We start from the raw sequence: 24,446 nt of genomic DNA, 5'->3' as shown, positions 1-24,446 counted from the left end.
AGCCCTCAGCCCTCAGCCCTCAGCCACCAGCCACCAGCCACCAGCCACCAGCGACGGAACCCCTACTCAACCGCCCCACCCCCGACCGGCTCACCCCCATACCGCCCCCGCACCTCATGCACCACCCCGAACGCCGCCGCCGTCAGCGGCACCGCCAGCAACATGCCGAGCACCCCCGCCACCGACGCCCCCGCCGTGATCGCGAGCATCACCACCGCCGGATGCATCTGCACGGTCCGGCTCTGGATGACCGGCGTCAGCACATGCCCCTCCAGCACCTGCACGGCGAGCACCACCCCCAGCACCCACAACGCGATCACGACCCCCCGGTCCGCGAGCGCCACCAGCACGGCCACCGCCCCGGAGAGGAACGCCCCGAGATAGGGGATGTACGCCCCCACGAACACCAGCGCGCCCAGCCCCACCGCCCCCGGCACGTCCAGCACCAGCAGCCCCACCGTGATGCAGACCGCGTCGATGAGCGCGATCAGCGTCGTCCCCCGCATGAACCCCTCGACCCCCTCGTAGGCCCGCCGCGCGATCGCCTCGACCGTGTCCGCGCCGCCGCGCGGCGACAGCGCCCGGATCACGTCCACGGCCCGATGGGAGTCCCGCAGAAAGAAGAAGACGAGGAACAGCGCGAGGACGGCCATGGCGAGGGCCTCCCCGACCACACTCACCCCACTGATGACGTTGGACGCCGCCGTCCCCCCGAACTTGGTGAGCAACTCCTTCGCGTTGGCGGCCAGATCGTCGAGCGAGGTCCCCGCCGCCCCGAAGCGCGAGGTCAGATCCCCGGCCGCGTCCCGCAGCGAGGCGATGATCTGGTCCCCGGTCTCGATGAGCGCCGCGACCACGATGTACACGGCCCCGCCGACCACCCCGACCACGGCCACACAGGTGAGCCCCGCCGCCACCGACCGATGCACCCGCGCCTTCACCAGCCTCCGGTGCAACGGCCCGAGCAACGCGGTCCCGAGCAGCGCGAGCAGCACCGGCGTCACCGCCGTCCGGAACTCCACGCACAGCCGGACCCCGACGTACCCGACCCCGGCCACGAGCAGCACGACGGCACACCACGCGGCCACACGCCGCACGGATTCCGGAAGCACCTGCACGCCCCCAGCGGACCACGCCCCGCACACCCCTGCCACGGGAGGACACCCCGCCCGGGTGACCCGACCTCGAACGGCGGTACGACGCCATCGCCAGCCTTCGCACGGCGTCGAGCGGTGAGTGCAAGAAAAGGCCCCCTCCACCTGTGGACGGGGCCGTTTCCGAGCTCGCTCCTGGGCCTACAACCCTTCGGCGGTCATTCCGTGAACCGCCGGGATCGTCCCCAGCCGCCCCTTCTGGAAGTCCTCGAACGCCTGCTGCAATTCGTCGCGGGTGTTCATGACGAACGGGCCGTAGTGGGCCATGGGCTCACGGATCGGCTGTCCGCCGAGGAGCACGATCTCCAGGTCGGGCGCGTGGGAGTCCTGCTGCTCGTCCGCGCGGAAGGTGATCGAGGAGCCCGCGCCGAAGACGGCCGTCTGACCGAGGTGGATCGGACGCCGGTCCACACCGACGCTGCCGCGCCCGGCGAGGACGTACGCGAGGGCGTTGAAGTCCTCGCGCCACGGCAGGGTGATCTCCGCACCCGGCGCGACCGTCGCGTGGAGCAGGGTGATCGGGGTGTGGGTGACACCGGGCCCCTGGTGGCCGTCCAGCTCACCGGCGATGACGCGGAGCAGCGCGCCGCCGTCCGGGGTGGTGAGCAGCTGGACCTGGCCGCCGCGGATGTCCTGGTACTTGGGGGCCATCATCTTGTCGCGGGCCGGGAGGTTCACCCACAGCTGGATGCCGTGGAAGAGACCGCCGGACATGACGAGGGACTCCGGCGGCGCCTCGATGTGGAGCAGGCCCGAACCGGCCGTCATCCACTGGGTGTCACCGTTGGTGATGGTGCCGCCGCCACCGTGGCTGTCCTGGTGGTCGAAGATCCCGTCGATGATGTAGGTGACGGTCTCGAAGCCCCGGTGGGGGTGCCAGGGGGTGCCCTTCGGCTCTCCCGGCGCGTAGTCCACCTCGCCCATCTGGTCCATCATGATGAACGGGTCGAGGTGGCGGTAGTTGATCCCGGCGAAGGCACGGCGGACCGGGAAACCCTCGCCCTCGAAACCACTGGGCGCGGTCGTCACGGTGAGCACCGGACGGGCCACCGCGTCGGTCGGTGCGGCGACACGGGGCAGGGTCAGCGGGTTCTCGACGGTCACTGCGGGCATGTCGGTACCTCCTTGTGCGCTCAGTTTAGTTGATTATTGAACTTTCTGCCAGGCCTAACAGCGCGCCCCCGCATCCCATTCCCTCGCGCCCCCCGGACAGCAGAACGCCGTCGGCCTCAGAGACCAACGGCGAGGTGACGACCCAGGTCACCGGCGAACAGTAGAGGACCCACAGGACCGGAAGAAACGATTCAGCGAGGCCCCAGCCCCGTCAGGGGCGCGGGGAACTGCGCGAACAACCCCCACACCCCCGCACCCCGCGACGAACCGCACCCCACCACCCCGCACCCGGAATCCGGCGCAACCAGCGGAGCTATCCGTACATCCGCCGCATGGCGAACTCCACCATCTGCTCCACCGCCTTCGCGTCGAACACCATCCGGTGCTCCCCCTCCATGTCGAGGACGAACCCGTACCCGGTCGGCAGCAGATCGATCACCTCCGCACCGGTGATCACGAAGTACTTGGACTCCTTGCCGGCGTACCGGCGGAGCTCCTTGAGCGAGGTGAACATCGGGATCACCGGCTGCTGCGTGTTGTGCAGCGCCAGGAACCCGGGGTTGTCGCCGCGCGGGCAGTACACCTTGGACGTCGCGAAGACCTGCTGGAAGTCCTCCGCGGCCAGCTGCCCGGTGGTGAAGGCCCGCACCGCGTCCGCGAGGGAGGGCGGGGACGGCTCCGGGTACAGCGGTGCCTGCTGCCCGTAACCGCCCCCCATCTGGCCGCCGGGCATCTGCCCGGGCATCTGCTGCTGCGGCGGCGGGGCGTACTGCTGCTGAGCGCCGGCGCTCTGGTCGTAGCCGTACATGCGGCAAAGCGTAACGAGTCACAGATGGACCGCTCGGGGTTGCTTCTTATTACTGATGGGTAGCATCATCGACAGGCAAGCTACTAGTTGGTACGTGAACCAGCGCGAGGATCGATCCAGTGCCTCGCCGATCTCTCTATCTCTCTTACGGAGCCGTCGCCATGGGGCACTACAAGTCGAATCTCCGCGACATCGAGTTCAACCTCTTCGAGGTGCTCGGGCGCGACAAGCTGTACGGCACCGGCCCGTTCGCGGAGATGGACACGGACACCGCCAAGAGCATCCTGGAGGAGCTGGCCCGTCTCGCGGAGAACGAGCTGGCCGAGTCCTTCGTCGATGCCGACCGCAACCCCCCGGTCTTCGACCCCGAGACGAACACCGCCCCGGTACCGGCCTCCTTCAAGAAGAGCTACAAGGCCTTCATGGACTCGGAGTACTGGCGCCTCGGCGTACCCGAGGAGATCGGCGGTACGACCGCCCCGCGCTCCCTGATCTGGGCGTACGCGGAGCTGCTGCTCGGCTCGAACCCGGCCGTGTGGATGTACTCCTCCGGCCCGGCGTTCGCCGGGATCCTCTACGACGAGGGCAACGACGTACAGAAGAAGATCGCCCAGATCGCGGTGGACAAGACCTGGGGCTCCACCATGGTGCTCACCGAGCCGGACGCGGGCTCGGACGTCGGCGCCGGCCGCACGAAGGCGATCCAGCAGGAGGACGGCTCCTGGCACATCGAGGGCGTGAAGCGCTTCATCACCTCCGGTGAGCACGACATGGAGGAGAACATCCTCCACTACGTCCTCGCCCGCCCCGAGGGCCACGGCCCCGGCACCAAGGGCCTGTCCCTCTTCCTCGTCCCGAAGTACCTCTTCGACTTCGAGACCGGCGAGCTGGGCGAGCGCAACGGCGCCTACGCCACCAACGTCGAGCACAAGATGGGCCTCAAGGCCTCCAACACCTGCGAGATGACCTTCGGCGACCGTCACCCGGCCAAGGGCTGGCTGATCGGCGACAAGCACGACGGCATCCGCCAGATGTTCCGCATCATCGAGTTCGCCCGCATGATGGTCGGCACGAAGGCGATCTCCACGCTGTCGACCGGCTACCTCAACGCGCTGGAGTACGCCAAGGAGCGCGTCCAGGGCACCGACCTGGCGAACTTCATGGACAAGACCGCGCCCAAGGTCACCATCACCCACCACCCCGACGTCCGCCGCTCGCTGATGACGCAGAAGGCGTACGCGGAGGGCATGCGCGCCCTGGTCCTCTACACGGCCTCCATCCAGGACGAGATCCAGGTCAAGGAGGCGGCGGGCGAGGACAGCTCCGCCCTGGAGGCCCTGAACGACCTGCTCCTGCCCATCGTCAAGGGCTACGGCTCCGAGAAGGGCTACGAGCAGCTCGCCCAGTCCCTGCAGACCTTCGGCGGCTCCGGGTTCCTCCAGGAGTACCCGATCGAGCAGTACATCCGCGACGCCAAGATCGACACCCTGTACGAGGGCACCACCGCGATCCAGGGCCAGGACTTCTTCTTCCGGAAGATCGTCCGCAACCAGGGCGCCGCGCTGAACACCCTCGCCGAGGAGATCAAGAAGTTCCTCGCCCTCGGTGAGGGCGGCGAGCAGTTGGACGGTGCCCGTGAGCACCTCGCCAAGGCCGCCGTCGAGCTGGAGGCCATCGTCGGCCTCCTCCTCACCGACCTGGCCGCCACCGAGCAGGACGTCAAGAACATCTACAAGGTGGGCCTCAACACCACCCGCCTGCTCCTCGCCTCCGGTGACGTGGTCGTCGGCTACCTGCTCCTCAAGGGCGCCGCCGTGGCCGCCGAGAAGCTGGAGACGGCCTCCGCCAAGGACAAGCCCTTCTACACCGGCAAGATCGCGGCGGCGAAGTTCTTCGCGGCCAACGTCCTCCCGAGCGTCACCCTCGCCCGCAAGGTCTCCGAGGGCGTCGACCTGGACCTGATGGAGCTGGACGAGGCGGCGTTCTAGACACCGCTCCGAACGCCCCTCTCCCGGCCGCGCCCCGGTCGTGGCGCCGGACGGACCCTGCCCGTCCGTCCGGCGTCCTCTCCTCCGCACGCTTACCACGAGGGCCCGCTCCCATCCCCCGGGAGTGGGCCCTCGTACGTCGTTAAGGTGAACCCCATGCGCACACCCCCACGCTTCGACCGCGGCCACACCGACGACCTCATGACCTTCCTGGCGAGCAGCCCGACCCCGTACCACGCGGTGGCGAGCGCCGCGGAGAAGCTGGAGAAGGCAGGCTTCCGGCAGGTCTCGGAGACCGACGCGTGGGACGGATCGCTGGGCGGGAAGTACGTGCTGCGCGGCGGCGCGATCATCGCCTGGTACGTGCCGGAGGGCGCCCACCCCCACACCCCCTTCCGTATCGTCGGTGCCCACACCGACTCCCCCAATCTGCGGGTCAAACCCCGCCCCGACAGCGGCGCCCACGGCTGGCGCCAGGTCGCCGTCGAGATCTACGGCGGCCCGCTGCTGAACTCCTGGCTCGACCGCGACCTCGGTATCGCCGGCCGGCTCTCCCTGCGCGACGGCACCAGCCGCCTCGTCAACATCGACAGACCCCTCCTGCGCGTCCCCCAACTCGCCATCCACCTCGACCGCAACGTCACCTCCGACGGCCTCAAACTCGACAAGCAGCGTCACCTCCAGCCCGTCTGGGGCCTCGGCGACGACGTCCGCGACGGTGACCTGATCGCCTTCCTGGAGGAGGAGTCGGGCCTCCCCAAGGGCGAGGTCACCGGCTGGGACCTGATGACCCACTCCGTCGAACCGCCCTCGTACCTGGGCCGCGACAACGAACTGCTCGCCGGCCCCCGCATGGACAACCTCCTCTCCGTGCACGCCGGTACGGCCGCACTCGCCTCCGTCGCCACCTCCGGTGACGACCTCCCGTACATCCCCGTCCTCGCCGCCTTCGACCACGAGGAGAACGGCTCCCAGTCCGACACCGGCGCGGACGGCCCGCTGCTCGGCGGCGTGCTGGAGCGCTCGGTCCTCGCCCGCGGCGGCTCCTACGAGGACCGGGCCCGTGCCTTCGCCGGCTCGGTCTGTCTCTCCTCCGACACCGGGCACGCCGTCCACCCCAACTACGCGGAGCGCCACGACCCGACGCACCACCCCCGCGCGGACGCGGGCCCGCTCCTCAAGGTCAACGTCAACAACCGCTACGCCACGGACGGTTCGGGCCGTGCCGTCTTCGCCGCCGCCTGCGAGAAGGCCGGCGTGCCCTACCAGACCTTCGTCTCCAACAACTCGATGCCCTGCGGCACCACCATCGGCCCCATCACCGCCGCCCGGCACGGCATCCGCACCGTCGACATCGGCGTCGCCATCCTCTCGATGCACAGCGTCCGCGAGCTGTGCGGCGCCAAGGACCCCTACCTCCTGGCGAACTCCCTGGTGGCCTTCCTGGAGGGCTGATCCTCGGGCCCGGCCCGCAACGGCTGTTACGGACCGGCCTGTCCGGGTACCCGGTGTCGACCGGTAGGACCGAACGACCGGAACGACCGGCCGACCCAACCGGACACTGGGAGGGAACACTCATGGGCCTGGGCGGGTGCATCATTCTGATCGCGGTGGGGGCCATCCTCACGTTCGCCACCGACTGGGACATGCAGGGCGTCAACCTCGACCTGGTCGGCGTCATCTTCATGATCGTCGGACTCATCGGCGTCGCGACCTTCAGCAGCATCGCCAAGCGGAAGCGGGTCGTGGTGCCCCCCACGTCCCCCGTCATCGACGAGGACCACCACCAGCGGGGCGGGTACCAGGGGTACTAGACCCTGCTGCCCTCGTCCATCCCCGCCAGCACCAGCGGCAGCCGGTCCGTGCCGTCCCGTGTGAGCCGGACCGGCACGCCCCAGTCCTGCTGGTGGACATGGCAGGCCGGGTACTCCACGGCGGGGTCGTCGTCGCAGGAGGCGGCCATCGCCGAGACGTGGAGGACGCCCTCGGATATGGACGGGTTCAGTTCGAGGGTGCGGGACAGATCCGTGTCCGCTCCCTCGCCCTCCAGCAACAGCTCGGGCGGGGTGGACGAGACGAGCAGCCGCGTCGACGGGCCGTACCGCTCGTCGAGCTTCTGCCCCGCCGGGGCCTGGAAGACGACGTCCAACCGCACGCTCCCGGGGGCGACTTCGGTGGCCGCCCGCCGGGTGCGGTGCGCGACGGCCTCGATCTTCACCGTCTCCTCCGGCAGCCGCAGCCGGGTCAACCGGTGCCGGGCGGACTCCACGACCACCAGGTCGTCCCCGACGAGCACCGCGTCGCTGGGCTCTCTCAGGTCCGTCGCCAGCGTGGTGACCTCGTCCGTCGCCGGGTCGTAGCGGCGCAGCGCGTGGTTGTAGGTGTCGCTCACCGCCACCGAGCCGTCGGGCAGGACGGTGACGCCCAACGGGTGCTGGAGCAGCGCCTGTTCGGCCGGGCCGTCACGGTGCCCGAAGTCGAAGAGTCCCGTGCCGACCGCCGTGTGGACCGTCCCGTCGAGGTCCACCCAGCGCAGCGCGGACGTCTCGGAGTCGGCGAGCCAGAGCCGGTCGGCGGTGGCGGCCAGCCCCGACGGCTGGGCGAACCAGGCCTCGCCGCCCGGTCCGTCCACCAGCCCCTCGTTCGTCGTCCCGGCGGCCACGGCGACCGTGCAGTCCACCGGGTCGTACGTCCACAGCTGGTGGACGCCGGCCATCGCGATCCACACCTTGCCGCCGAACACCGCCACGTCCCACGGTGAGGACAGATCGACCTCCCAGGCGGGGCCGGAGGTCGGCGAGCCCTGCCACCACTGGCGGCCTGTGCCCGCGAGCGTCGTGACATGCCCGGTGTCCGGGTCGAGCCGGCGCAGGGTGTGGTTCACGGTGTCGGCGACGACCACGGCACCGCCGTCCAACAGCGCCAGCCCCTGCGGCTCGCTGAAGCGGGCGTGCTCCGCGCTGCCGTCCACGAGCCCGCGCTCGCCGGAGCCGTAGTGCCGGACGACGGTCTCGCCGTCCGGCGCCAACCGGACCAGCCGGTGCCGGGTGGTGTCGCTGACCAGGAAGTCGCCGTCCGGCAGGAGTAGTGCCTTGCCGGGGAAGCGCAGCACCGTCGGCTCGGGCTCCGGCGCCACATACGGCCCGTCGCCGCGCCGCAACGTGCCCTTGGCCCCGTGCTCGGCCTCCAGCTCCGCGACCAGCCGCTCGATGGCGTGCGCATGCCCCTCGCCCGCGTGCTGGGCGACCACGTACCCCTCCGGGTCGACCACCACGAGCGTCGGCCAGGCCCGTACCGCGTACTGCTTCCAGGTGGCGAGCTCCGGATCGTCCAGCACCGGATGCTCCACGCCGTACCGCTCGACGGCGTCCACCACCGCCCCGTGCTCCGCCTCGTGCGCGAACTTCGGCGAGTGCACCCCGATGACCACCACGGTGTCCCGGTGCTTCTCCTCCAGCTCCCGCAGCTCGTCCAGGACATGCAGACAGTTGATGCAGCAGAACGTCCAAAAATCCAGCACCACTATCTTTCCCCGCAGGTCAGCGAGGCTGTACTGCTTCCCGCCCGTGTTCAGCCAGCCGCCCTTCCCGATCAGCTCGGGGGCGCGGACGCGGACACGGCGGGGTGCCGGGTGCTCGGTCGTGGAATCGCTCATGGATCAAGCCTGCCACGTATCGACGACCCACTCGCAAGCCTGTGGAAAACCTCGCCCACAGCCCTGTGGATAACTCTCTCGTTCAGTTCAGCGCATGTCCGATGGTCTCGTCCACGTGGTCCGGAACCTCGTCGTGGCGGTCACCGACCGTGCTGGTACCCGTGGGCTCGATGACCAGGATCGCGGCGCGGGCCGGGGCGTACGGCCGGTGTTCCACACCTCGTGGGACGGTGAAGACGGAGCCCCGCGGCAGGACGACCGTGCGTTCGCCGGCCGCCTCGCGCAGACCGATGTGCAACTCGCCCTCGACGACCAGGAAGAACTCGTCGGTGCTGTCGTGAACGTGCCAGAGATGCTCACCCTCGACCTTGGCCACGCGGACGTCGTAGTCGTTGACGGTGGTGACGATGCGGGGGCTCCAGAGCGCGTCGAAGGAAGCGAGCGCCTCGGCCAGGGAAACGGGTGCTTTGGATTCCATGCCCTCATCGTCGGCCTGTGCGCTGCACCGTACGAGTGCTAGGAATCGCACATGCCGCAAGAATCCTCGCAGCACCACCGAAGTCCGAGCCCGAGCCCGAGCCCGAGCCCTGACCCGCCCCCGACCTCGCCCCCATCCCCTCACCCTCCCCACCGCGTCGCGGTGATCGTCGACGAGGCGACCAACCCCTTCGAGGTGGGCGTCGCGACCGAGCTGTTCGGGCTGCCGCGGCCCGAGCTGGAGCTGCCCGCGCCGCTGTACGAGGTGACGTTGTGCACGCCCGGGCCGGAGGTCCGGATGAACCACGGGTTCTTCACCCTGACCGGGGTGGCGGGGCTCGACGCCGTCGACGACGCGGACACCCTGGTCGTACCGGGCCGCCCGGACAACGTCGTACCGCGCGGTGCCGCCGTGCTCGACGCGATCCGGCGTGCCCACGCGCGCGGGGCGCGGGTCGTGAGCTTCTGCACCGGCACCTTCGCGCTGGCGGAGGCCGGGTTGCTCGACGGGCGCCGGGCCACCACGCACTGGCGCTGGGCCGAGGCGTTCCGGGAACTGCATCCGAAGGTCCGGCTGGAACCGGACGTGCTCTACGTCGACGAGGGGGACCTGCTGAGTTCCGCCGGCAGCGCGGCCTCGCTCGACCTGGGGCTGCACCTCTGGCGCCGGGACCACGGCGCGGAGATCGCCAACGCGGTGAGCCGGCGGCTGGTGTTCGCCGCCCATCGCGACGGCGGGCAGCGGCAGTTCGTGGAACGGCCCGTTCCGCACGTACCCGACGAGTCCCTCGGCCCCGTGCTGGCCTGGGCGCAGGCGCGGCTCGACACCCCGCTCACGGTCGCCGACCTCGCCACCCGCGCGGCCGTGTCACCGGCCACCCTGCACCGCCGCTTCCGCGCCCAGCTCGGCACGACACCGCTGGCCTGGCTCATCGGCGAGCGCGTGACCCTGGCCCGGCGGCTCATCGAGCGCGGCGAGCACCGTCTCGACGTGGTCGCCGAGCGCAGCGGTCTCGGGACCGCCGCGAATCTGCGCGCCCGGCTGCGCCGGGAGACCGGTCTGAGCCCTTCGGCCTACAGGCGACGTTTCGGAACGGGTCCGGGGGAACGCCTGAAGGCATGAGATTCCTCGTACGCGACCGGCTCCTCGGCATCGGTGACGACTACTGGATCGAGGACGAGCACGGCAGGAAGGCCTTCCTCGTCGACGGCAAGGCCATGCGGCTGCGGGACACCTTCGAGCTGAAGGACACCCGGGGACAGGTACTGATCGACATCCGTCGCAAGATGTTCGCCCTGCGCGACACGATGGTCGTCGAACGGGGTGGCGAGCCCGTGGCCACGGTCCGCCGCAAACGCCTGTCCCTGCTGCGCAACCACTACCGGGTCGCCCTGGCGGACGGCACCGAACTCGATGTCAGCGGCAAGATCCTCGACCGTGAGTTCGTCATCGAGTACGACGGCGAGCTCCTCGCGCACATCTCCCGCCGATGGCTGCGCGTCCGCGAGACCTACGGCCTCGACGTCGTACGCGACGACGCGGACCCGGCGCTGCTGATCGCCGTCACGGTGTGCGTGATCAACCTGTCGGAGCGGGAGAGGGAGGACGACTGACGGTCCCGGCGCGGACCACCGGCCCAGCCAAGCCAAGCCCAGCCCCGACCCCGGCCCGGCCCGGCCCGGCCCGGAGATCAACGACGCGGTGGCTCCACTCCCAGCCGCCTGTCCTTCAGCGCCGGGAACTGTTCGCGGGTGGTCGCGACCTTCGTGGGGTCGAACTCGACCGTGAGGACCTCCTCGTCGGGGCCGGCCTCCGCCAGCACCTCGCCCCAGGGGTCGACCACGATCGAGTGACCGGCCTGGGGAACTCCCGCGTGCGTACCGGCCGTTCCGCAGGCGAGGACGTAGGCCTGGTTCTCGACGGCACGGGCCCGCGCCAGCAGGGTCCAGTGCGACCGCCGCCGCTCGGGCCACCCCGCCGACAGCACGAACGTCTCGGCGCCCGCGTCCACGAGCCCGCGGAACAGCTCGGGGAAGCGGAGGTCGTAGCAGGTGGCGATGCCGATGGTGGTGTCGGGCAGCCCGAGGGTGACCAGTTCCGAGCCGGCGCCCATCAGCACGGCCTCGCCCTTGTCGAAGCCGAAGCGGTGGATCTTGCGGTAGGAGGCGGCGAGGTCGCCGGACGGTGAGAAGACGAGGGAGGTGTTGTAGAGAGTTCCGTCAGGCGCACGCTCGGGAATCGAGCCCGCGTGCAGCCAGACCCCCGCGTCGCTCGCCGCCTTGGCCATCGCCTCGTACGTCGGCCCCTCCAGCGGCTCGGCCGCGGTGGCGAAAGATTCGAACGCGAATGCGCCGGTGGGCCACAGCTCCGGCAGGACGACGAGATCGGCGCCGGACTGCTCCCGCACCAGCGCCGCCACGCGCCGCCTGCGCGAATCGACCGATTCGTCCTCGTCTACGCCGATCTGGATGAGCGAGGCGCGCACACTACCACCGTCCTGGCATTCGAGCCGTCCACACCGGCCTACGATCGTCACACGAAAGCACTGCCGGGGTGCCTCACAGCAGCGTAACTTAACGTTCCACAGCACCCACTGACAGCCGCCGACGACCTACTCATCGCCGTCAACGCCGACGCCCCCACCGAAATCCGCCACCCACATACCGATACGCACCGACCGTACTGACAGGTACCGACCGCCCGAGGGGTCCCGTTCCGTGAGTCTGCATCCCACTCTTCAGCCCTACGCCGACGCCTGGACCCACTCCGTGGACGCGATATCCGAGCTGGTGTCGCCGCTCGTGGAGGGCGAGTGGAACCGGCGGACGCCATGCCCGGGCTGGTCGGTGCGCGACGTGGTCTCCCATGTCATCGGCCTGGACTGCGAGATGCTCGGCGACCCGCGGCCGATCCACACCCTCCCGCGCGACCTGTACCACGTACGGACCGAGCACCAGCGGTACATGGAGATGCAGGTCGACGCCCGCCGTCACCACACCGCGCCGGAGATGACCTCCGAGCTGGAGTACACGATCATCCGGCGCAACCGTCAGCTGCGGAACGAGTCGCGGGACCCCGGGCACAAGATCCGTGGGCCGCTCGGCACCGAGCTGACCCTCGAACAGGCCATGCGGAACCGCGCGTTCGACGTCTGGGTCCACGAGCAGGACCTGCGCGCCGCGCTGGGCGTGCCGGGGAACCTGGACTCGCCGGGCGCGCTCGTCGTCCGTGACGAGCTGCTGTCCGTGCTGCCGAAGGTGGTCGCCGAGGACGCGCAGGCGCCGCGCAGTTCGGCCGTCGTCTTCGATGTGCACGGGCCGGTGGAGTTCATCCGTACCGTCCGCGTCGACATCCAGGGCCGCGGCACCCTGGAGACCTCCCCCGCGCTCGGCCCCGCCGCCACGCTCACGCTGGACTGGGAGACCTACGTCCGTCTGGCCTGCGGCCGCGTCACCGCCGACCTCGTCGCCGACCGCATCAAGGCCGAGGGCGACCCCCACCTGATCGCGGCGATCCTGCGGGCGTTCGCGGTGACCGTGTAGCCGCCGGTCGCCGAGCCGCCGAGTCGCCGAGTCGCCGAGTCAGTCGCCAGGGCATCGGGTTCCCGCGCGGCCCCGCGCTCACGCCGGTACGTGCACGGTCTCCACCCGGCTGGCCACCAGCCGTTCCCGTTCACGGCGGGCCGCGCGGCCGCGGAGGCGGAAGATCTGGCTCAGGCCGAGCGCCTGGAGGACGAAGACGGCGGAGAAGGCGACGGCGTAGTCGTCACCGGTCAGGTCCAGGAGGACGCCGACCGCGAAGAGGGTGGTCATGGAGGCGACGAAACCACCCATGTTGGTGATTCCGGAGGCGGTGCCCTGACGCTCCGGCGGGTTCGCCGGGCGGGCGAAGTCGAAGCCGAGCATCGACGCCGGACCGCAGGCGCCGAGGACCGCGCAGAGGACGATCAGGAGCCACATCGGCGCGTGCTCACCGGAGGACAGGACCGGGTACAGGATCGTGGTCGCCCACACCGCCGCCGTCGCGAGGACCGTGCCGAGCGCCAGCGGCAGCCGCGCGGCATGGTGCCGGGCCACGATCTGGCCGTACACCAGTCCGACGACCATGTTGGACAGGACGACGAGGGTGAGCAGTTCGCCGGCGGTGCCCCGGCTGAGGCCCTGCGCCTGGACCAGGAACGGCAGCCCCCACAGCAGCAGGAACACCATCGCCGGGAACTGCGTGGTGAAGTGCACCCACATCCCGAGCCGGGTGCCGGGCTCCCGCCAGGACGCCGCGATCTGCCGCCGGACGTAGGCCGCCCCGCGGTGCGGGAAGGGCTCCGGCTCATGCCCGTCGGGGTGGTCCTTCAGGAACAGCAGGGTCAGAACGAGGACCACGAGACCGGCGACCGAGCTGCCCGCGAACGCCGCCGTCCAGCCCACCCCGTGCAGCAGCCGGGCCAGCAGCAGCGTCGAGACCAGGTTGCCCGCCATGCCGGCCAGGCCCGCCATCTGCGCGATCAGCGGCCCGCGCCGGGCCGGGAACCAGCGGCTGCCCAGCCGCAGCACGCTGATGAAGGTCATCGCGTCGCCGCAGCCCAGCAGCGCCCGCGACGCCAGCGCCGTGCCGTACGACGGCGACAGCGCGAAGCCGATCTGGCCGGCCGTGAACAGCAGGATGCCCAGGGTCAGCACCTTCTTGGTGCCGAGCCGGTCGACCAGCAGGCCGACGGGTATCTGCATGCCCGCGTAGACCAGCAGCTGGAGTATCGAGAAGGTCGACAGCGCGGAGGCGCCCACATGGAAGCGGTCGGCGGCGTCGAGGCCGGCCACGCCCAGCGACGTACGGAAGATGACGGCGACGAAGTAGACGGAGACGCCCACACCCCAGATGGCGAGGGCGCGCCGGCCGCCGGGCGGGTCCCCGGGCAGGGACCCGGCGGACGAGGAAATGGCGGGGCGGCTCAACGGACCTCCCCCCGCGCCAGGTTGGAGAACCAGTTGACGTGCCGGTGCACGATCGCCACGGCCGCCTCCGCGTCGCCGTCGCGCAGCGCCCGGAGGATCTGCTCGTGCTCGGTGAGCGTCTTGGTGATGCGGTCGGGGTGGGCGTGCATCACGGCCACGCCCATCCGCAGCTGCCGGTCGCGGAGTTGGTCGTAGAGGCGGGAGAGGATCTCGTTGCCCGCGCTGCGGACGATCTCGGCGTGGAAACAGCGGTCGGTGACCGCGGCACCCGCCAGGTCCCCGGCGGCCGCCTGCGCCTTCTGCTGTTCGAGCAGCTCCTCCAGCCGTGCGATCAACCGCGGTGAGGCCGGGACCGTCTTGCGGACCGCGTGCTCCTCGACCAGCTGCCGGGTCTCGACGACGTCCGCGATCTCCTGCGCGGAGACGGGCAGCACCAGGGCGCCCTTCTTCGGGTAGAGCTTGATCAGCCCCTCGACCTCCAGCCGCAGCAGCGCTTCCCGCACCGGCGTCCGGGACACCCCGACGGCCTCGGCCAGCTCGCCCTCGGTGAGCAGCGTGCCGCCCTCGTAGTGCCGCTCCAGGACGCCCCGTTTGACGTGGGCGTAGACACGGTCGGCGGCGGGGGGCTGCTTCACGGCGGGGACGGAGGCGGAGCGGGAGGTAGAGGGGGAGGCGGCAGCCGGGGCGGAAGGCATGGCCACAGCATAGATACAACACGTACGCATTGCCGTCGTCGTCCACGATCCGGGACGGCACGCCCACTCCGAAACCGGCCCCGAACCCACCTTGAACCCGCCAGAAGACTGTGAGATGGACGTGAATTGACCCCCGCCCCACCCGACGCACAACCTTTTGTGCTACTCACTTGTCAACGAGAAGCGGCCCTGCTTGCCCGCAAACCGGAGCCCAAGTGGCCGCGCTCCACAGACATTTGACGCAATCGGGGTATTTGACTTGATTACCGCCATAAAGGGCGCGCGTGTCCGCAGAGCCGCTGCAGTCGTCGTGACCACCGGTGCGATGATCGCGACCGGAGTCGTCACCTCCGCTCCCGCGCAGGCCGCGCCCGCGAAGCCCACGATCACCGCCAAGGGCGGGTTCGTGATGAACGCCGCCAACGGCAAGACGCTCTTCACCAAGGCCGCCGACACCAAGAGGCTCACCGCCTCCACCACGAAGGCCATGACCGCCAAGGTCGTGCTGTCGCAGTCGAATCTGAACCTCGACGCCAAGGTCACGATCAAGAAGGAGTACAGCGACTACATCGTCAAGAACGGCGCCTCGTCGGCCAACCTGATCGTCGGCGACAAGGTCACCGTCCGTCAGCTGCTGTACGGGATGATGCTGAAGTCGGGCTGCGAGGCCGCGATGGCGCTTGCCGACAAGTTCGGTACCGGCTCGACGGTGGCGGCCCGTACCAAGAACTTCATCGCCAAGATGAACTCCACGGCCAAGAGCCTCGGCATGACGAACACGAAGTTCGACTCGTTCGACGGCATCAGCAAGGGCGCGAACGCCTCGACCCCGCGCGACCTCAGCAAGCTCGCGCGGAACGTCATGAAGAACTCGACGTTCAAGAAGATCGTGGCGACGAAGTCGTACACGGCGAAGACCATCACCAAGACCGGCAGCACCCGCACCATGGCGACGTGGAACAACACGAACGCCCTGCTCGGCTGGAAGGGCACGATCGGCGTCAAGACGGGTTCCGGCACCGAGGCCAAGTACTGCCTCATCTTCGCCGCCACCCGCAACGGCAAGACGATCGTGGGCACGGTCCTCACGTCCACCAACGAGACCACCCGCATGGCGGACGTGAAGAAGCTGATGGACTACGGCTTCGCCACGCTCTAGCCACGAACGGCTTCACCCCTCCGAGAAGGGCCGACCGCACTCCAGCGGTCGGCCCTTCTCGTACGACCGGTCGGCGCTTTCGCAAGGCAAATCGGCGAACGTCCCTCGCAATAGTGAATGTCACACAGTCGGCTGGCATATTCGATTTCCACCACCGTACGTTCCGCAGCGGAGGTGGTTCACATGATCGAACCCAGCAAGCATCAGCCCGACCCCCGCATGCGGAAGGAGGACGCCCTCGACGTCGGTGACTTCGTCTACGCGGCTACCGGAGCCCGGGTACGCCGACTGACCCTGCCGGACGGGACCCACTGGTTCCCGGCGGTGGATGTGTGCAAGCAGTTGGGCTACACCACTCCTCGAAAGGCTCTTCTCGACCACGTCCCGGAAGAGCATCGAGAGATTCTCGAGACACTGACTGGAAGTCACGGTCTCAGCGTTCCCGCAGGTAGGGAGTGGCGCCGAGACCTGAATCTGATCGACCTCCAGGGTCTGATCCTTCTCGTCAGCGCCTGTACCAAGCCGGAGTGCGCGCCCTTCAAACGCTGGGTCGCCGAAGTGATCGAGACCGTTCAGCGCGAGGGCTCCTACACCTTGGAGGAGGCCGAGGTGCAGCCCGCCGATCCGGCGGCCCCCATCGCGTACGCCATGCCCGAGCAGGTCGCGGAAGCCATCGTCCGGCTGGAGGAGCGCAACCTCCAGGCGGACGAACAACTCGCGGTGGCACAGCAGAAATCGATTGACCTGCAACACAAGTCGATCGCCCTGCAGGAGCAAATGGTGGAGCTCCACAGCGCCACCCTCATCGCCCAGCAGGCCATCGCCCAGGCCATGGAACGCATCGCCGACCGGCTCGACGCCCTCGCCCTCGCCCGACCGGCGCCGGACACCGCCGCGTTCTCGAAGCACCCCACCACGGAGACCGTCCTGGCCGACTGGCGCGAGCGGTTGTCCGTGACGACGGATGTGTGGACGGTGGCAGTCGTGATCGCCCCGGTCCTCGTCGAGGAGGGCGAGTTGCGGCAGCCGCTGGACGCCATCGCGGCCCGTACGGGACTGTCGGTGCACCGCGTCAACGAATGCCTCCGGCTGCTGCGCAAGCACGCCTGTATCCATCCCGTGGGCGCGGCGGAGGACGGGGCGCCGGTGTATGTGCTCGGCCGACGCTGACGGCATCTGAGCAAGGCTGACGCGGGAGGGGCCGGTCGCAAGACGAATTTGCGACCGGCCCCTGCCATGAGCCTACCCAGTCGAGGGCCTCATCCCCAGGTGATCAGCCTCTTCGGCTGTTCCAGGATCGCCGCCACGTCCGCCAGCACCTTGGAGCCCAGCTCGCCGTCGACCAGCCGGTGGTCGAAGGAGAGCGCCAGGGTGGTGACCTGACGGGGCTTCACCTTGCCCTTGTGGACCCACGGCTGCGGCTTGATCGAGCCGACCGCGAGGATCGCCGACTCGCCCGGGTTCAGGATGGGCGTGCCGGTGTCGATGCCGAAGACACCGACGTTGGTGATGGTGACCGTGCCGCCCTGCATGGCGGCGGGGGAGGTCCGGCCCTCCTTCGCGGTCGAGACCAGCTCGCCCAGCGACTCCGCGAGCTGGGGCAGCGTCTTGGCGTGGGCGTCCTTGATGTTCGGGACGATCAGTCCGCGCGGGGTGGCCGCCGCGATCCCCAGGTTCACATAGTGCTTGACCACGATCTCCTGGGCCGCCTCGTCCCAGGAGGCGTTGATGTCCGGGTTGCGGCGGATCGCGACCAGCAGGGCCTTGGCGATCAGCAGGAGCGGGTTGACCCGCAGGCCCGCCAGCTCCTTGTCCTGCTTCAGCTCCTCGACCAGCTTCATCGTGCGGGTCACGTCGACCGTCACGAACTCCGTGACGTGCGGCGCGGTGAAGGCCGAGCCGACCATCGCCGCCGCCGTCGCCTTCCGCACGCCCTTGACCGGGACGCGAGTCTCCCGCGCGCCGTCGTACGACGCCACCGGCGCCGGGGCGACGGCGGGCGCGGCGGTGGGCGCGGGCGCCGCCACGACGGGCTCGGGGGCGGTCTGCGGGGCCACCGCCGCGTGGACGTCCTCGCGGGTGATGACGCCGTCCGGGCCGGACGGGGTGATCGTCGTCAGGTCCACCCCGAGGTCCTTGGCCAGCTTGCGGACCGGCGGCTTGGCCAGCGGACGCTGCCCGCCGGGGGCGTGCCCGTGCCCGTTCAGCTCGCCCTGGAGACCCTGGGCGCCCTGGACACCCTGGATCGCCGTCGCCGCGTACAGCGTGCCCTCGGCCGGCGCCGACGCTGCCGGGACCCCCTTGCGGGGGCGGCGCTTCGTGGACGACTCGGCCACGCCGTAGCCCACGAGGACCGGCTTGCGGCCCTCCGGCTTCCTGGCCGGCGGTGCGGCGGCCGGGGCGGGCTTCGCGGCGGGCGCGGTGGAAGTCCCGGTTTCCACGGCCGAGGCCGAGTCCGTGTCCGGGGCCGGGCCCGGTGCCGCCCCGCCCGCCACGTCCACCGCGATGATCGACGTACCGACGTCGACCGTGGTGCCCTCGGGGAAGTGCAGCGCGCGGACGACGCCGTCGTACGGGATGGGCAGTTCGACGGCGGCCTTGGCCGTCTCGACCTCGCAGACGACCTGGCCGTCGGTGACGGTGTCACCGGGCTGGACGTACCACTTGAGGATCTCGGCCTCGGTGAGTCCCTCGCCCACGTCGGGCATCTTGAACTCGCGCGGAGACGTGTCTGTCATCGTCGTCACGGACCTCTCCCTCAGAACGCCAGCGAGCGGTCGACGGCGTCGAGCACCCGGTCCAGATTCGGCAGGTACTCCTCCTCCAGACGGGCCGGCGGATACGGGGCGTGGTATCCGCCGACGCGCAGGACCGGGGCCTCCAGGTGGTAGAAGCACCGCTCGGTGATGCGGGCGGCGATCTCCGCGCCCGAGCCGAAGAACACCGGGGCCTCGTGGACCACGATCAGCCGGCGCGTGCGCTCCACGGACGCCTGGATCGAGTCGAAGTCCAGCGGGGACACCGAGCGCAGGTCCAGGACCTCCAGGGCGCGGCCCTCCTCGGCGGCCGCGTCGGCGACCTCCTGGCAGAGCTTCACCATCGGGCCGTACGCGGCGAGCGTCAGATCGGTGCCCTCACGGACGACACGGGCCTTGTGCAGCGGGCCGGGGATGGCCTCGGCGTTGACCTCGGCCTTGTCCCAGTAGCGCCGCTTGGGCTCGAAGAAGATCACCGGGTCGTCGCTCTGGATCGCCTGCTGCATCATCCAGTAGGCGTCCGACGCGTTCGACGGCGAGACCACCTTCAGGCCCGCCACGTGCGCGAAGAGCGCCTCCGGGGACTCGGAGTGGTGCTCGACCGCGCCGATGCCGCCGCCGTAGGGGATGCGGACGACGACGGGGAGCTTGACCTTGCCCAGCGAGCGCGCGTGCATCTTGGCGAGCTGGGTGACGATCTGGTCGTACGCGGGGAAGACGAAGCCGTCGAACTGGATCTCGACCACCGGACGGTAGCCCCGCAGGGCGAGACCGATGGCGGTGCCGACGATGCCGGACTCGGCGAGCGGGGTGTCGATCACCCGGTCCTCGCCGAAGTCCTTCTGCAGGCCGTCCGTCACCCGGAACACACCGCCGAGCTTGCCGACGTCCTCGCCCATGACGAGGACCTTGGGGTCGGCTTCGAGGGCCCTGCGCAGCGATTCGTTGATCGCCTTGGCGATCGCCATGCTCTTCACGCCCGGCTGCCCGGCCGTCTGCGCGGCTGTCTGTGTGGTCATCGCTCCTCGCCCTCCTCTTCGTCCACATCGGCGAACGACGCCTGGTACGCGGCGAACTGGGCGCGCTCCTCGTCCACGAGCGCGTGTCCGTCCGCGTACGCGTTCTCGAAGATGGCGAAGTGGTCCGGGTCGGGCATGGCACGCACCACTTCGCGCACTCGCCTTCCCAACGCCTCGCTCTCCGCTTCGAGTTCCGCGAAGAATCCCTCGTTCGTGTCCGTTTCGGACTGCAGGAAAGCGCGCAGGCGCGCGATCGGGTCCTTGGCCTCCCAGGCCACCCGCTCGTCGTCGTGGCGGTAGCGCGTGGGGTCGTCGGAGGTGGTGTGGGCGCCCATGCGGTAGGTGTACGCCTCGACCAGCGTGGGGCCCTCGCCCCGGCGGGCCCGTTCCAGCGCCCACTTGGTGACCGCGAGGCAGGCCAGTACGTCGTTGCCGTCGACGCGGACGCCCGGGAAGCCGAAGCCCTGGGCGCGCTGGTACAGCGGGACGCGGGTCTGCTTCTCGGTGGGCTCCGAGATGGCCCACTGGTTGTTCTGGCAGAAGAACACGACCGGCGCGTTGTAGACCGCGGAGAAGGTGAAGGCCTCCGCGACGTCGCCTTGGCTGGAGGCGCCGTCGCCGAAGTAGGCGATGACCGCCGAGTCGGCGCCGTCCTTGGCGATGCCCATGGCGTAGCCGGTGGCGTGCAGCGTCTGGGAGCCGATGACGATCGTGTAGAGGTGGAAGTTGTTGCTGTTCGGGTCCCAGCCGCCGTTGTTCACGCCGCGGAACATGCCGAGCAGATTGGTCGGGTCGACGCCGCGGCACCAGGCGACGCCGTGCTCGCGGTAGGTCGGGAAGACGTAGTCGTCGGCGCGGGTGGCCCGTCCGGAGCCGATCTGGGCGGCCTCCTGGCCGAGCAGCGAGGCCCACAGGCCCAGCTCGCCCTGGCGCTGCAGGGAGGTGGCCTCGGCGTCGAAGCGGCGGGTCAGCACCATGTCGCGGTACAGGCCACGCAGCTCGTCGGCGGTGATGTCGGCGACGAACGGGTCGTACTCGGCGTTCTTGACGCGCTTGCCCTCGGGCGTCAGCAGCTGAACGAGTTCGGGCGATGCGTCGGTCGGCTTCTTCGCAGCGGCGCGCCTGGTGCCGGTGGTGCCGGCCGCCTTGCTGCCGGTGGTGCCGGTCTTGCCTGCGGCGCTGCGTCGCGGCTTGCGCGCGGCAGTGCTCTCCACGGTCACGTGTGCTCCTCCGTCGGTCCGGCCCCCGGGATTGCCGAGGACCAGTGCGGCTCGCCTGATCCCGGTGCCCGTGCACGGGGTGGGTGCCCTTGGCCGGGAACAGACGTGACAGGTGCCCCGGCGAGCGCCCTGCACGAAGCACGTTACCCAGTGCTCCACATTCCTGTGAAACCCCTACTGACCTGCGATTTTCCTTGGATTTCCAAGTAATTCGGTACTAGGGGGTCCAAGTAAGTCGGGTCCGTCGGGAACAGCTGCTGGTCACAGCACTGGCTACAGCCTGGCAGGGGGCCGGAACACCGGCACGTTATCCCGGTCACCCCGGCCACGGGAAGAGTTCGCCGGAGGCAGGCCCTGAGATCGGTGGGTGAAGTTGCTCCATCCGTGAAGTCGAGGAACTGCCGCTCTCCGGTCCGCATGCCTGCGCGTCGAGCCGCAGTTCGGATCTGCGCACTCTGCGATCGGTAACGACTGTGTGTGACAAGCGCGAGGTCAGCGGCGTGGCGCGTGCCCTAACATCTGGCGCGTGCCGCGCTCATCTGTACCACCCTCCGTGCTTCACGCGCCCCCTCTGGGCCCCCTGCTGGAGCGGTACGCCGCCGGATCCGCCCTGACCTGCGAACCCGTCGACGAGGGGCTCCTCAACCGCGGCTTCCGGCTCTCCACCACCCGCGGCCGGTACTTCCTCAAGCACCACTTCGACCCCGAGACCGCGGATCCGGCCGCGATCGTGCGCCAGCACCGGGCCACCCAGCGCCTCGCCGACCTGGGCGTTCCTGTGGCCCCACCGCTGGCCGCGCGCGACGGGCGCACGGTCGCGGTCGTCGGCGGCCACGCCTACGCCCTGCACCCGTGGATCGACGGCCGGCACCGGCACGGCGGTCAACTGACCACCGGGCAGTGCGCCCGCCTCGGAGCGCTCCTGGGCGTCGTCCACGCGTCCCTGGAGCAGGTGATGCCGGCCGTGCCGGTACGGAGGCGGCTGATTCCCGCCCAGCGGCAGGCTCAGGACAGGGCCCCCGCCCCGCCGCGGCCCCCTTGCCGTAGGGACACCCCGGGGGCCGTGGCGGACTCCGGGATCGAGAGCGCGGATCCGGCCGCCACCTTCGCCCTCGTCGACGAACTGCTCGACCGGGTAGGGCGCCACCGGCCGGCCGACGCCTTCGACGCGCTCGCCCGGCATCGGCTGCTGGAGCGGCGCGAGCTGCTGGAGCGGCACGTGGGACGGCGACCGCCCCGGGGCGGTTCGGTGGGGTGGGTGCACGGGGACTTCCACCCCTTCAACGTCCTGTACCGGGACGACGTCCCCGATGTGCCCGCCGCGATCCTCGACTGGGACCGGCTCGGTGTGCAGCCGCGCGCGGAGGAGGCGGTCCGGGCCGCGGTGATCTTCTTTGTCCGTCCGGTCGGCACCCTGGACCTGGCCCGAGTGCGGTCCTACGCGCGCGCGTACCGCCGTTCCGCGGGCGCCGACCCGGCCGAACTCGCGGCCGCCGTTCACCGGGTGTGGTGGGAGCGGCTCAACGACTTCTGGATGCTGCGCTGGCACTACGAGCGCGGCGACACCCGCGCCGATCCGCAGTTCCCGGCCGCCTCAGCGCTGGTGGTGTGGTGGACACGGGAGTACGACGCGGTGCGCGAGGCGTTCGTGGGGTGACCGTGTGTAAGGGGTGAACGCCCAGGAGGGCGGTCCTTACCGGACCGCCCTCCTGCGCTCACGAGATCACTCGCCCGACGCTCGCGCAGTCACTCCTCGTCGTCGCCGATGCCGCCGGGCAGACCGGCGGTGTCCCCGCCGCTGCTGTCGTCGCTCGGATCCGCCGTCGGCTCCTCCGTCGTCGGCTCGTCGGTCGTCGGCTCCTCCGTCGTGGGCTCCTCCGTCGTCGGCTCGTCCGTCGGCTCGTTCGTGGGTGACTGGCTGAACGACGGTGACTGGGGGTACGACGGCGTGTAGTCGGGGTCGCTGCCCGAGCCCGTGCTCTCCTCCGTCTGCTCCTCGGTCGGCTCGTCGCTGGGCGACTCGCTGGTGTCCTTGTCCTTGCTGGACGTCGAGGCGGACGGGGACTTGGTGGTGTCGGTGCCGCCGCCGGTGCCGGTGTCGTTGTTGTTCAGCGCCAGCGCGACGCCCGCCGCGATGGCGATCACCGCGAGGACGGCGAGGATCCACAGCTTGCCGCGGCCGCTGCCCCGGTTGCCGTTCCCCTCGAAACCGCCGTCGTCCCGGCCCCCGCCGCCGTACCCGGGCAGGATCGGCTGGGGGATCTGCGAGGTGCCCGACTCGCCGGGATGCGGCATGACGGTGGTTCCGGACATACCGCCCGGCGGGGTGTTCCGGCCCTCGTGCACGGTGACGGGCCCGGTGTTCCAGGTGCCGGTGTGGCCGCCCTGGTCGTACAGCATCTGCAGGCCGTACTGGACGAGGCCGCGCATCTCCTCTGCTGTCTGGAAACGGTCGTCCGGCTCCTTGGCGAGGGAGCGCATGACGAGGCCGTCCAGCTCCGGCGGCGCCGCGCCCTCCGAGACGTCGGACGGCGGCACCGGGATGTCCTGGACGTGCTGGTAGACCACCGACAGCGGGGTCTCGCCGATGAACGGCGGCCGCAGCGCGAGCAGTTCGTAGAGCAGGCAGCCGGTGGCGTAGAGGTCGGAGCGGTGGTCGACGGCCTTGCCGAGCGCCTGCTCCGGGGAGAGGTACTGGGGCGTGCCCATGACCATGCCGGTCTGCGTCATCGTGGTCGACGCCCCGTGCAGGGCGCGCGCGATGCCGAAGTCCATCACCTTCACGGCCCCGTTGTGGGTGATGATGACGTTCGCCGGCTTGATGTCGCGGTGCACGATGCCGTGCTGGTGGGAGTAGGCGAGCGCCTCCAGCACCCCGGACACGATGATCAGGGCCTGCTCGGGGCCGGGCGCCTCCGCGTTGATCAGCAGATCACGGATGGTGCGGCCCTCGACCAGCTCCATGACGATGTACGGCACGGGAGTGCCGTTCACCATGTCCTCACCGGAGTCGTAGACCGCCACGATCGAGTGGTGGTTGAGGCCGGCCACGGCCTGGGCCTCACGAGTGAAGCGGGCCTTGGAGATGGGGTCCTCGGCCAGGTCGGAGCGGAGCAGTTTGACCGCGACCGTCCGGCCGAGACGTACGTCCTCGGCCGCGAACACCTCGGCCATGCCGCCCCGGCCCAGTCTGTGGGTCATCCGGTACCGACCGTCACCGACAAGCCCGCCGTTGCCCCACAACTCCGGCGCGTCCGACATGCCGCCGCCAGTCGCCTCGGGGTCGGACGGGCCCTGAGAGCGCTGCTGCTGTGCCATCAGTCCTCGCCGTCGTTTCTGCCCGCGGTCCGCGCGGTACTTGTTACGGTCTCCGTCGGCCACGCTACAGCCTTCACGCAAGTGGCCGGTCCGGGTTGGATGCGCGACGGGTTCACGACGGATTCAAGGTGGAT

The 24,446-nt window shown here is 70.1% G+C and carries 21 protein-coding genes; 9 read left to right on the top strand and 12 right to left on the bottom strand.

Annotation, left to right across the window (positions count from 1 at the left end; all coding sequences use genetic code 11):
* Positions 1 to 62: 62 nt before the first annotated feature.
* From ACZ7MG_RS11485 to ACZ7MG_RS11475, 3 genes are all read right to left on the bottom strand, one after another.
* A complete protein-coding gene (locus ACZ7MG_RS11485; protein WP_471382415.1) occupies positions 63 to 1,118 on the bottom strand; it encodes an AI-2E family transporter in 1,056 nt (351 codons plus the stop codon).
* A gap of 177 nt (positions 1,119 to 1,295) precedes the next feature.
* Complete coding sequence (locus ACZ7MG_RS11480; protein ID WP_471382417.1) at positions 1,296 to 2,267, bottom strand: pirin family protein; 972 nt, start codon at positions 2,265 to 2,267, stop codon at positions 1,296 to 1,298.
* 313 nt (positions 2,268 to 2,580) lie between these two features.
* Positions 2,581 to 3,075 (bottom strand): SseB family protein, encoded by a 495-nt coding sequence (locus ACZ7MG_RS11475; RefSeq protein WP_471382419.1) that lies wholly within the window; start codon positions 3,073 to 3,075, stop codon positions 2,581 to 2,583.
* Between the two features lie 161 nt (positions 3,076 to 3,236).
* Here ACZ7MG_RS11475 and ACZ7MG_RS11470 point away from each other — a divergent pair, with 161 nt between their 5' ends.
* The 3 genes from ACZ7MG_RS11470 (at position 3,237) to ACZ7MG_RS11460 (ending at position 6,877) form a co-directional block, all read left to right on the top strand.
* Complete coding sequence (locus tag ACZ7MG_RS11470; protein WP_471382420.1) at positions 3,237 to 5,063, top strand: acyl-CoA dehydrogenase; 1,827 nt, start codon at positions 3,237 to 3,239, stop codon at positions 5,061 to 5,063.
* Positions 5,064 to 5,219: 156 nt separating this feature from the next.
* The gene (locus ACZ7MG_RS11465) at positions 5,220 to 6,518 is read left to right on the top strand and encodes a M18 family aminopeptidase (RefSeq protein ID WP_471382422.1); all 1,299 of its coding nucleotides are present in this window, start codon (positions 5,220 to 5,222) and stop codon (positions 6,516 to 6,518) included.
* A 122-nt stretch (positions 6,519 to 6,640) separates the two neighbouring features.
* A complete protein-coding gene (locus ACZ7MG_RS11460; RefSeq protein ID WP_471382424.1) occupies positions 6,641 to 6,877 on the top strand; it encodes a hypothetical protein in 237 nt (78 codons plus the stop codon).
* On the opposite strand, the gene ACZ7MG_RS11455 is transcribed toward ACZ7MG_RS11460, so the two are convergent.
* Together ACZ7MG_RS11455 and ACZ7MG_RS11450 are read right to left on the bottom strand one after the other, a co-directional pair.
* Positions 6,874 to 8,718 (bottom strand): thioredoxin-like domain-containing protein, encoded by a 1,845-nt coding sequence (locus ACZ7MG_RS11455; RefSeq protein WP_471382425.1) that lies wholly within the window; start codon positions 8,716 to 8,718, stop codon positions 6,874 to 6,876. The genes ACZ7MG_RS11460 and ACZ7MG_RS11455 overlap by 4 nt on opposite strands.
* Positions 8,719 to 8,800: 82 nt before the next feature.
* The gene (locus ACZ7MG_RS11450; protein WP_471382427.1) at positions 8,801 to 9,196 is read right to left on the bottom strand and encodes a cupin domain-containing protein; all 396 of its coding nucleotides are present in this window, start codon (positions 9,194 to 9,196) and stop codon (positions 8,801 to 8,803) included.
* Positions 9,197 to 9,358: 162 nt separating this feature from the next.
* On the opposite strand from ACZ7MG_RS11450, the gene ACZ7MG_RS11445 reads away from it, so the two are divergent.
* Together ACZ7MG_RS11445 and ACZ7MG_RS11440 are read left to right on the top strand one after the other, a co-directional pair.
* Entirely contained in the window at positions 9,359 to 10,318 is a 960-nt protein-coding gene (locus ACZ7MG_RS11445; protein WP_471382429.1) for a helix-turn-helix domain-containing protein, read from the top strand.
* Positions 10,315 to 10,809, top strand: coding sequence for an LURP-one-related/scramblase family protein (locus ACZ7MG_RS11440; protein WP_471382430.1), 495 nt, complete (start codon positions 10,315 to 10,317; stop codon positions 10,807 to 10,809). The genes ACZ7MG_RS11445 and ACZ7MG_RS11440 overlap by 4 nt, the downstream gene beginning before the upstream one ends.
* A gap of 77 nt (positions 10,810 to 10,886) precedes the next feature.
* Here ACZ7MG_RS11440 and ACZ7MG_RS11435 read toward each other — a convergent pair whose 3' ends face one another.
* Positions 10,887 to 11,681, bottom strand: a complete 795-nt coding sequence (locus ACZ7MG_RS11435) for a carbon-nitrogen family hydrolase (RefSeq protein WP_471382431.1) — start codon at positions 11,679 to 11,681, stop codon at positions 10,887 to 10,889.
* Between the two features lie 232 nt (positions 11,682 to 11,913).
* Here ACZ7MG_RS11435 and ACZ7MG_RS11430 point away from each other — a divergent pair, with 232 nt between their 5' ends.
* Positions 11,914 to 12,738: a maleylpyruvate isomerase family mycothiol-dependent enzyme gene (locus tag ACZ7MG_RS11430; RefSeq protein WP_471382433.1), complete on the top strand. Its 825-nt coding sequence runs from the start codon at positions 11,914 to 11,916 to the stop codon at positions 12,736 to 12,738.
* A 78-nt stretch (positions 12,739 to 12,816) separates the two neighbouring features.
* Here ACZ7MG_RS11430 and ACZ7MG_RS11425 read toward each other — a convergent pair whose 3' ends face one another.
* Together ACZ7MG_RS11425 and ACZ7MG_RS11420 are read right to left on the bottom strand one after the other, a co-directional pair.
* Positions 12,817 to 14,145, bottom strand: coding sequence for an MFS transporter (locus tag ACZ7MG_RS11425; RefSeq protein ID WP_471382434.1), 1,329 nt, complete (start codon positions 14,143 to 14,145; stop codon positions 12,817 to 12,819).
* Positions 14,142 to 14,840 carry a GntR family transcriptional regulator gene (locus ACZ7MG_RS11420; RefSeq protein ID WP_471382436.1) on the bottom strand — a complete coding sequence of 233 codons (699 nt, stop codon included), beginning with the start codon at positions 14,838 to 14,840 and terminating at the stop codon, positions 14,142 to 14,144. Before ACZ7MG_RS11420 ends, ACZ7MG_RS11425 begins: the two co-directional genes overlap by 4 nt.
* Positions 14,841 to 15,150: 310 nt before the next feature.
* Here ACZ7MG_RS11420 and ACZ7MG_RS11415 point away from each other — a divergent pair, with 310 nt between their 5' ends.
* Entirely contained in the window at positions 15,151 to 15,999 is an 849-nt protein-coding gene (locus ACZ7MG_RS11415) for a D-alanyl-D-alanine carboxypeptidase family protein (RefSeq protein ID WP_471382438.1), read from the top strand.
* Positions 16,000 to 16,182: 183 nt separating this feature from the next.
* A complete protein-coding gene (locus ACZ7MG_RS11410) occupies positions 16,183 to 17,169 on the top strand; it encodes a BRO-N domain-containing protein (RefSeq protein ID WP_471382440.1) in 987 nt (328 codons plus the stop codon).
* 89 nt (positions 17,170 to 17,258) lie between these two features.
* On the opposite strand, the gene ACZ7MG_RS11405 is transcribed toward ACZ7MG_RS11410, so the two are convergent.
* From ACZ7MG_RS11405 to pdhA, 3 genes are read right to left on the bottom strand one after another with little or no spacing between them, the layout of a single operon-like run.
* On the bottom strand, positions 17,259 to 18,746 hold the full coding sequence (locus ACZ7MG_RS11405) for a dihydrolipoamide acetyltransferase family protein (RefSeq protein WP_471382442.1): 1,488 nt from the start codon (positions 18,744 to 18,746) through the stop codon (positions 17,259 to 17,261).
* Positions 18,747 to 18,757: 11 nt separating this feature from the next.
* Complete coding sequence (locus tag ACZ7MG_RS11400) at positions 18,758 to 19,774, bottom strand: alpha-ketoacid dehydrogenase subunit beta (RefSeq protein ID WP_471382444.1); 1,017 nt, start codon at positions 19,772 to 19,774, stop codon at positions 18,758 to 18,760.
* The gene (pdhA, locus tag ACZ7MG_RS11395) at positions 19,771 to 20,994 is read right to left on the bottom strand and encodes a pyruvate dehydrogenase (acetyl-transferring) E1 component subunit alpha (RefSeq protein WP_471382446.1); all 1,224 of its coding nucleotides are present in this window, start codon (positions 20,992 to 20,994) and stop codon (positions 19,771 to 19,773) included. The genes ACZ7MG_RS11400 and pdhA overlap by 4 nt, the downstream gene beginning before the upstream one ends.
* A gap of 526 nt (positions 20,995 to 21,520) precedes the next feature.
* On the opposite strand from pdhA, the gene ACZ7MG_RS11390 reads away from it, so the two are divergent.
* The gene (locus ACZ7MG_RS11390) at positions 21,521 to 22,651 is read left to right on the top strand and encodes a phosphotransferase (protein WP_471946128.1); all 1,131 of its coding nucleotides are present in this window, start codon (positions 21,521 to 21,523) and stop codon (positions 22,649 to 22,651) included.
* A gap of 89 nt (positions 22,652 to 22,740) precedes the next feature.
* Here ACZ7MG_RS11390 and ACZ7MG_RS11385 read toward each other — a convergent pair whose 3' ends face one another.
* On the bottom strand, positions 22,741 to 24,312 hold the full coding sequence (locus tag ACZ7MG_RS11385) for a protein kinase domain-containing protein (protein WP_471382449.1): 1,572 nt from the start codon (positions 24,310 to 24,312) through the stop codon (positions 22,741 to 22,743).
* Between the last annotated feature and the right edge of the window lie 134 nt (positions 24,313 to 24,446).

The sequence above is a fragment of the Streptomyces sp. NPDC107538 genome (genome assembly GCF_055657445.1).
This window is presented reverse-complemented; position numbering and strand designations above follow the sequence as displayed.

Coding starts and splice junctions, on each gene's coding strand:
- ACZ7MG_RS11470 (WP_471382420.1), top strand. CDS start 3,237: ATGGGGCACTACAAGTCGAATCTCCGCGACATCGAGTTCAACCTCTTC.
- ACZ7MG_RS11420 (WP_471382436.1), bottom strand. CDS start 14,840: ATGCCTTCCGCCCCGGCTGCCGCCTCCCCCTCTACCTCCCGCTCCGCC.
- ACZ7MG_RS11475 (WP_471382419.1), bottom strand. CDS start 3,075: ATGTACGGCTACGACCAGAGCGCCGGCGCTCAGCAGCAGTACGCCCCG.
- ACZ7MG_RS11410 (WP_471382440.1), top strand. CDS start 16,183: ATGATCGAACCCAGCAAGCATCAGCCCGACCCCCGCATGCGGAAGGAG.
- ACZ7MG_RS11385 (WP_471382449.1), bottom strand. CDS start 24,312: ATGGCACAGCAGCAGCGCTCTCAGGGCCCGTCCGACCCCGAGGCGACT.
- ACZ7MG_RS11400 (WP_471382444.1), bottom strand. CDS start 19,774: ATGACCACACAGACAGCCGCGCAGACGGCCGGGCAGCCGGGCGTGAAG.
- ACZ7MG_RS11465 (WP_471382422.1), top strand. CDS start 5,220: ATGCGCACACCCCCACGCTTCGACCGCGGCCACACCGACGACCTCATG.
- ACZ7MG_RS11460 (WP_471382424.1), top strand. CDS start 6,641: ATGGGCCTGGGCGGGTGCATCATTCTGATCGCGGTGGGGGCCATCCTC.
- ACZ7MG_RS11480 (WP_471382417.1), bottom strand. CDS start 2,267: ATGCCCGCAGTGACCGTCGAGAACCCGCTGACCCTGCCCCGTGTCGCC.
- ACZ7MG_RS11440 (WP_471382430.1), top strand. CDS start 10,315: ATGAGATTCCTCGTACGCGACCGGCTCCTCGGCATCGGTGACGACTAC.
- ACZ7MG_RS11450 (WP_471382427.1), bottom strand. CDS start 9,196: ATGGAATCCAAAGCACCCGTTTCCCTGGCCGAGGCGCTCGCTTCCTTC.
- ACZ7MG_RS11455 (WP_471382425.1), bottom strand. CDS start 8,718: ATGAGCGATTCCACGACCGAGCACCCGGCACCCCGCCGTGTCCGCGTC.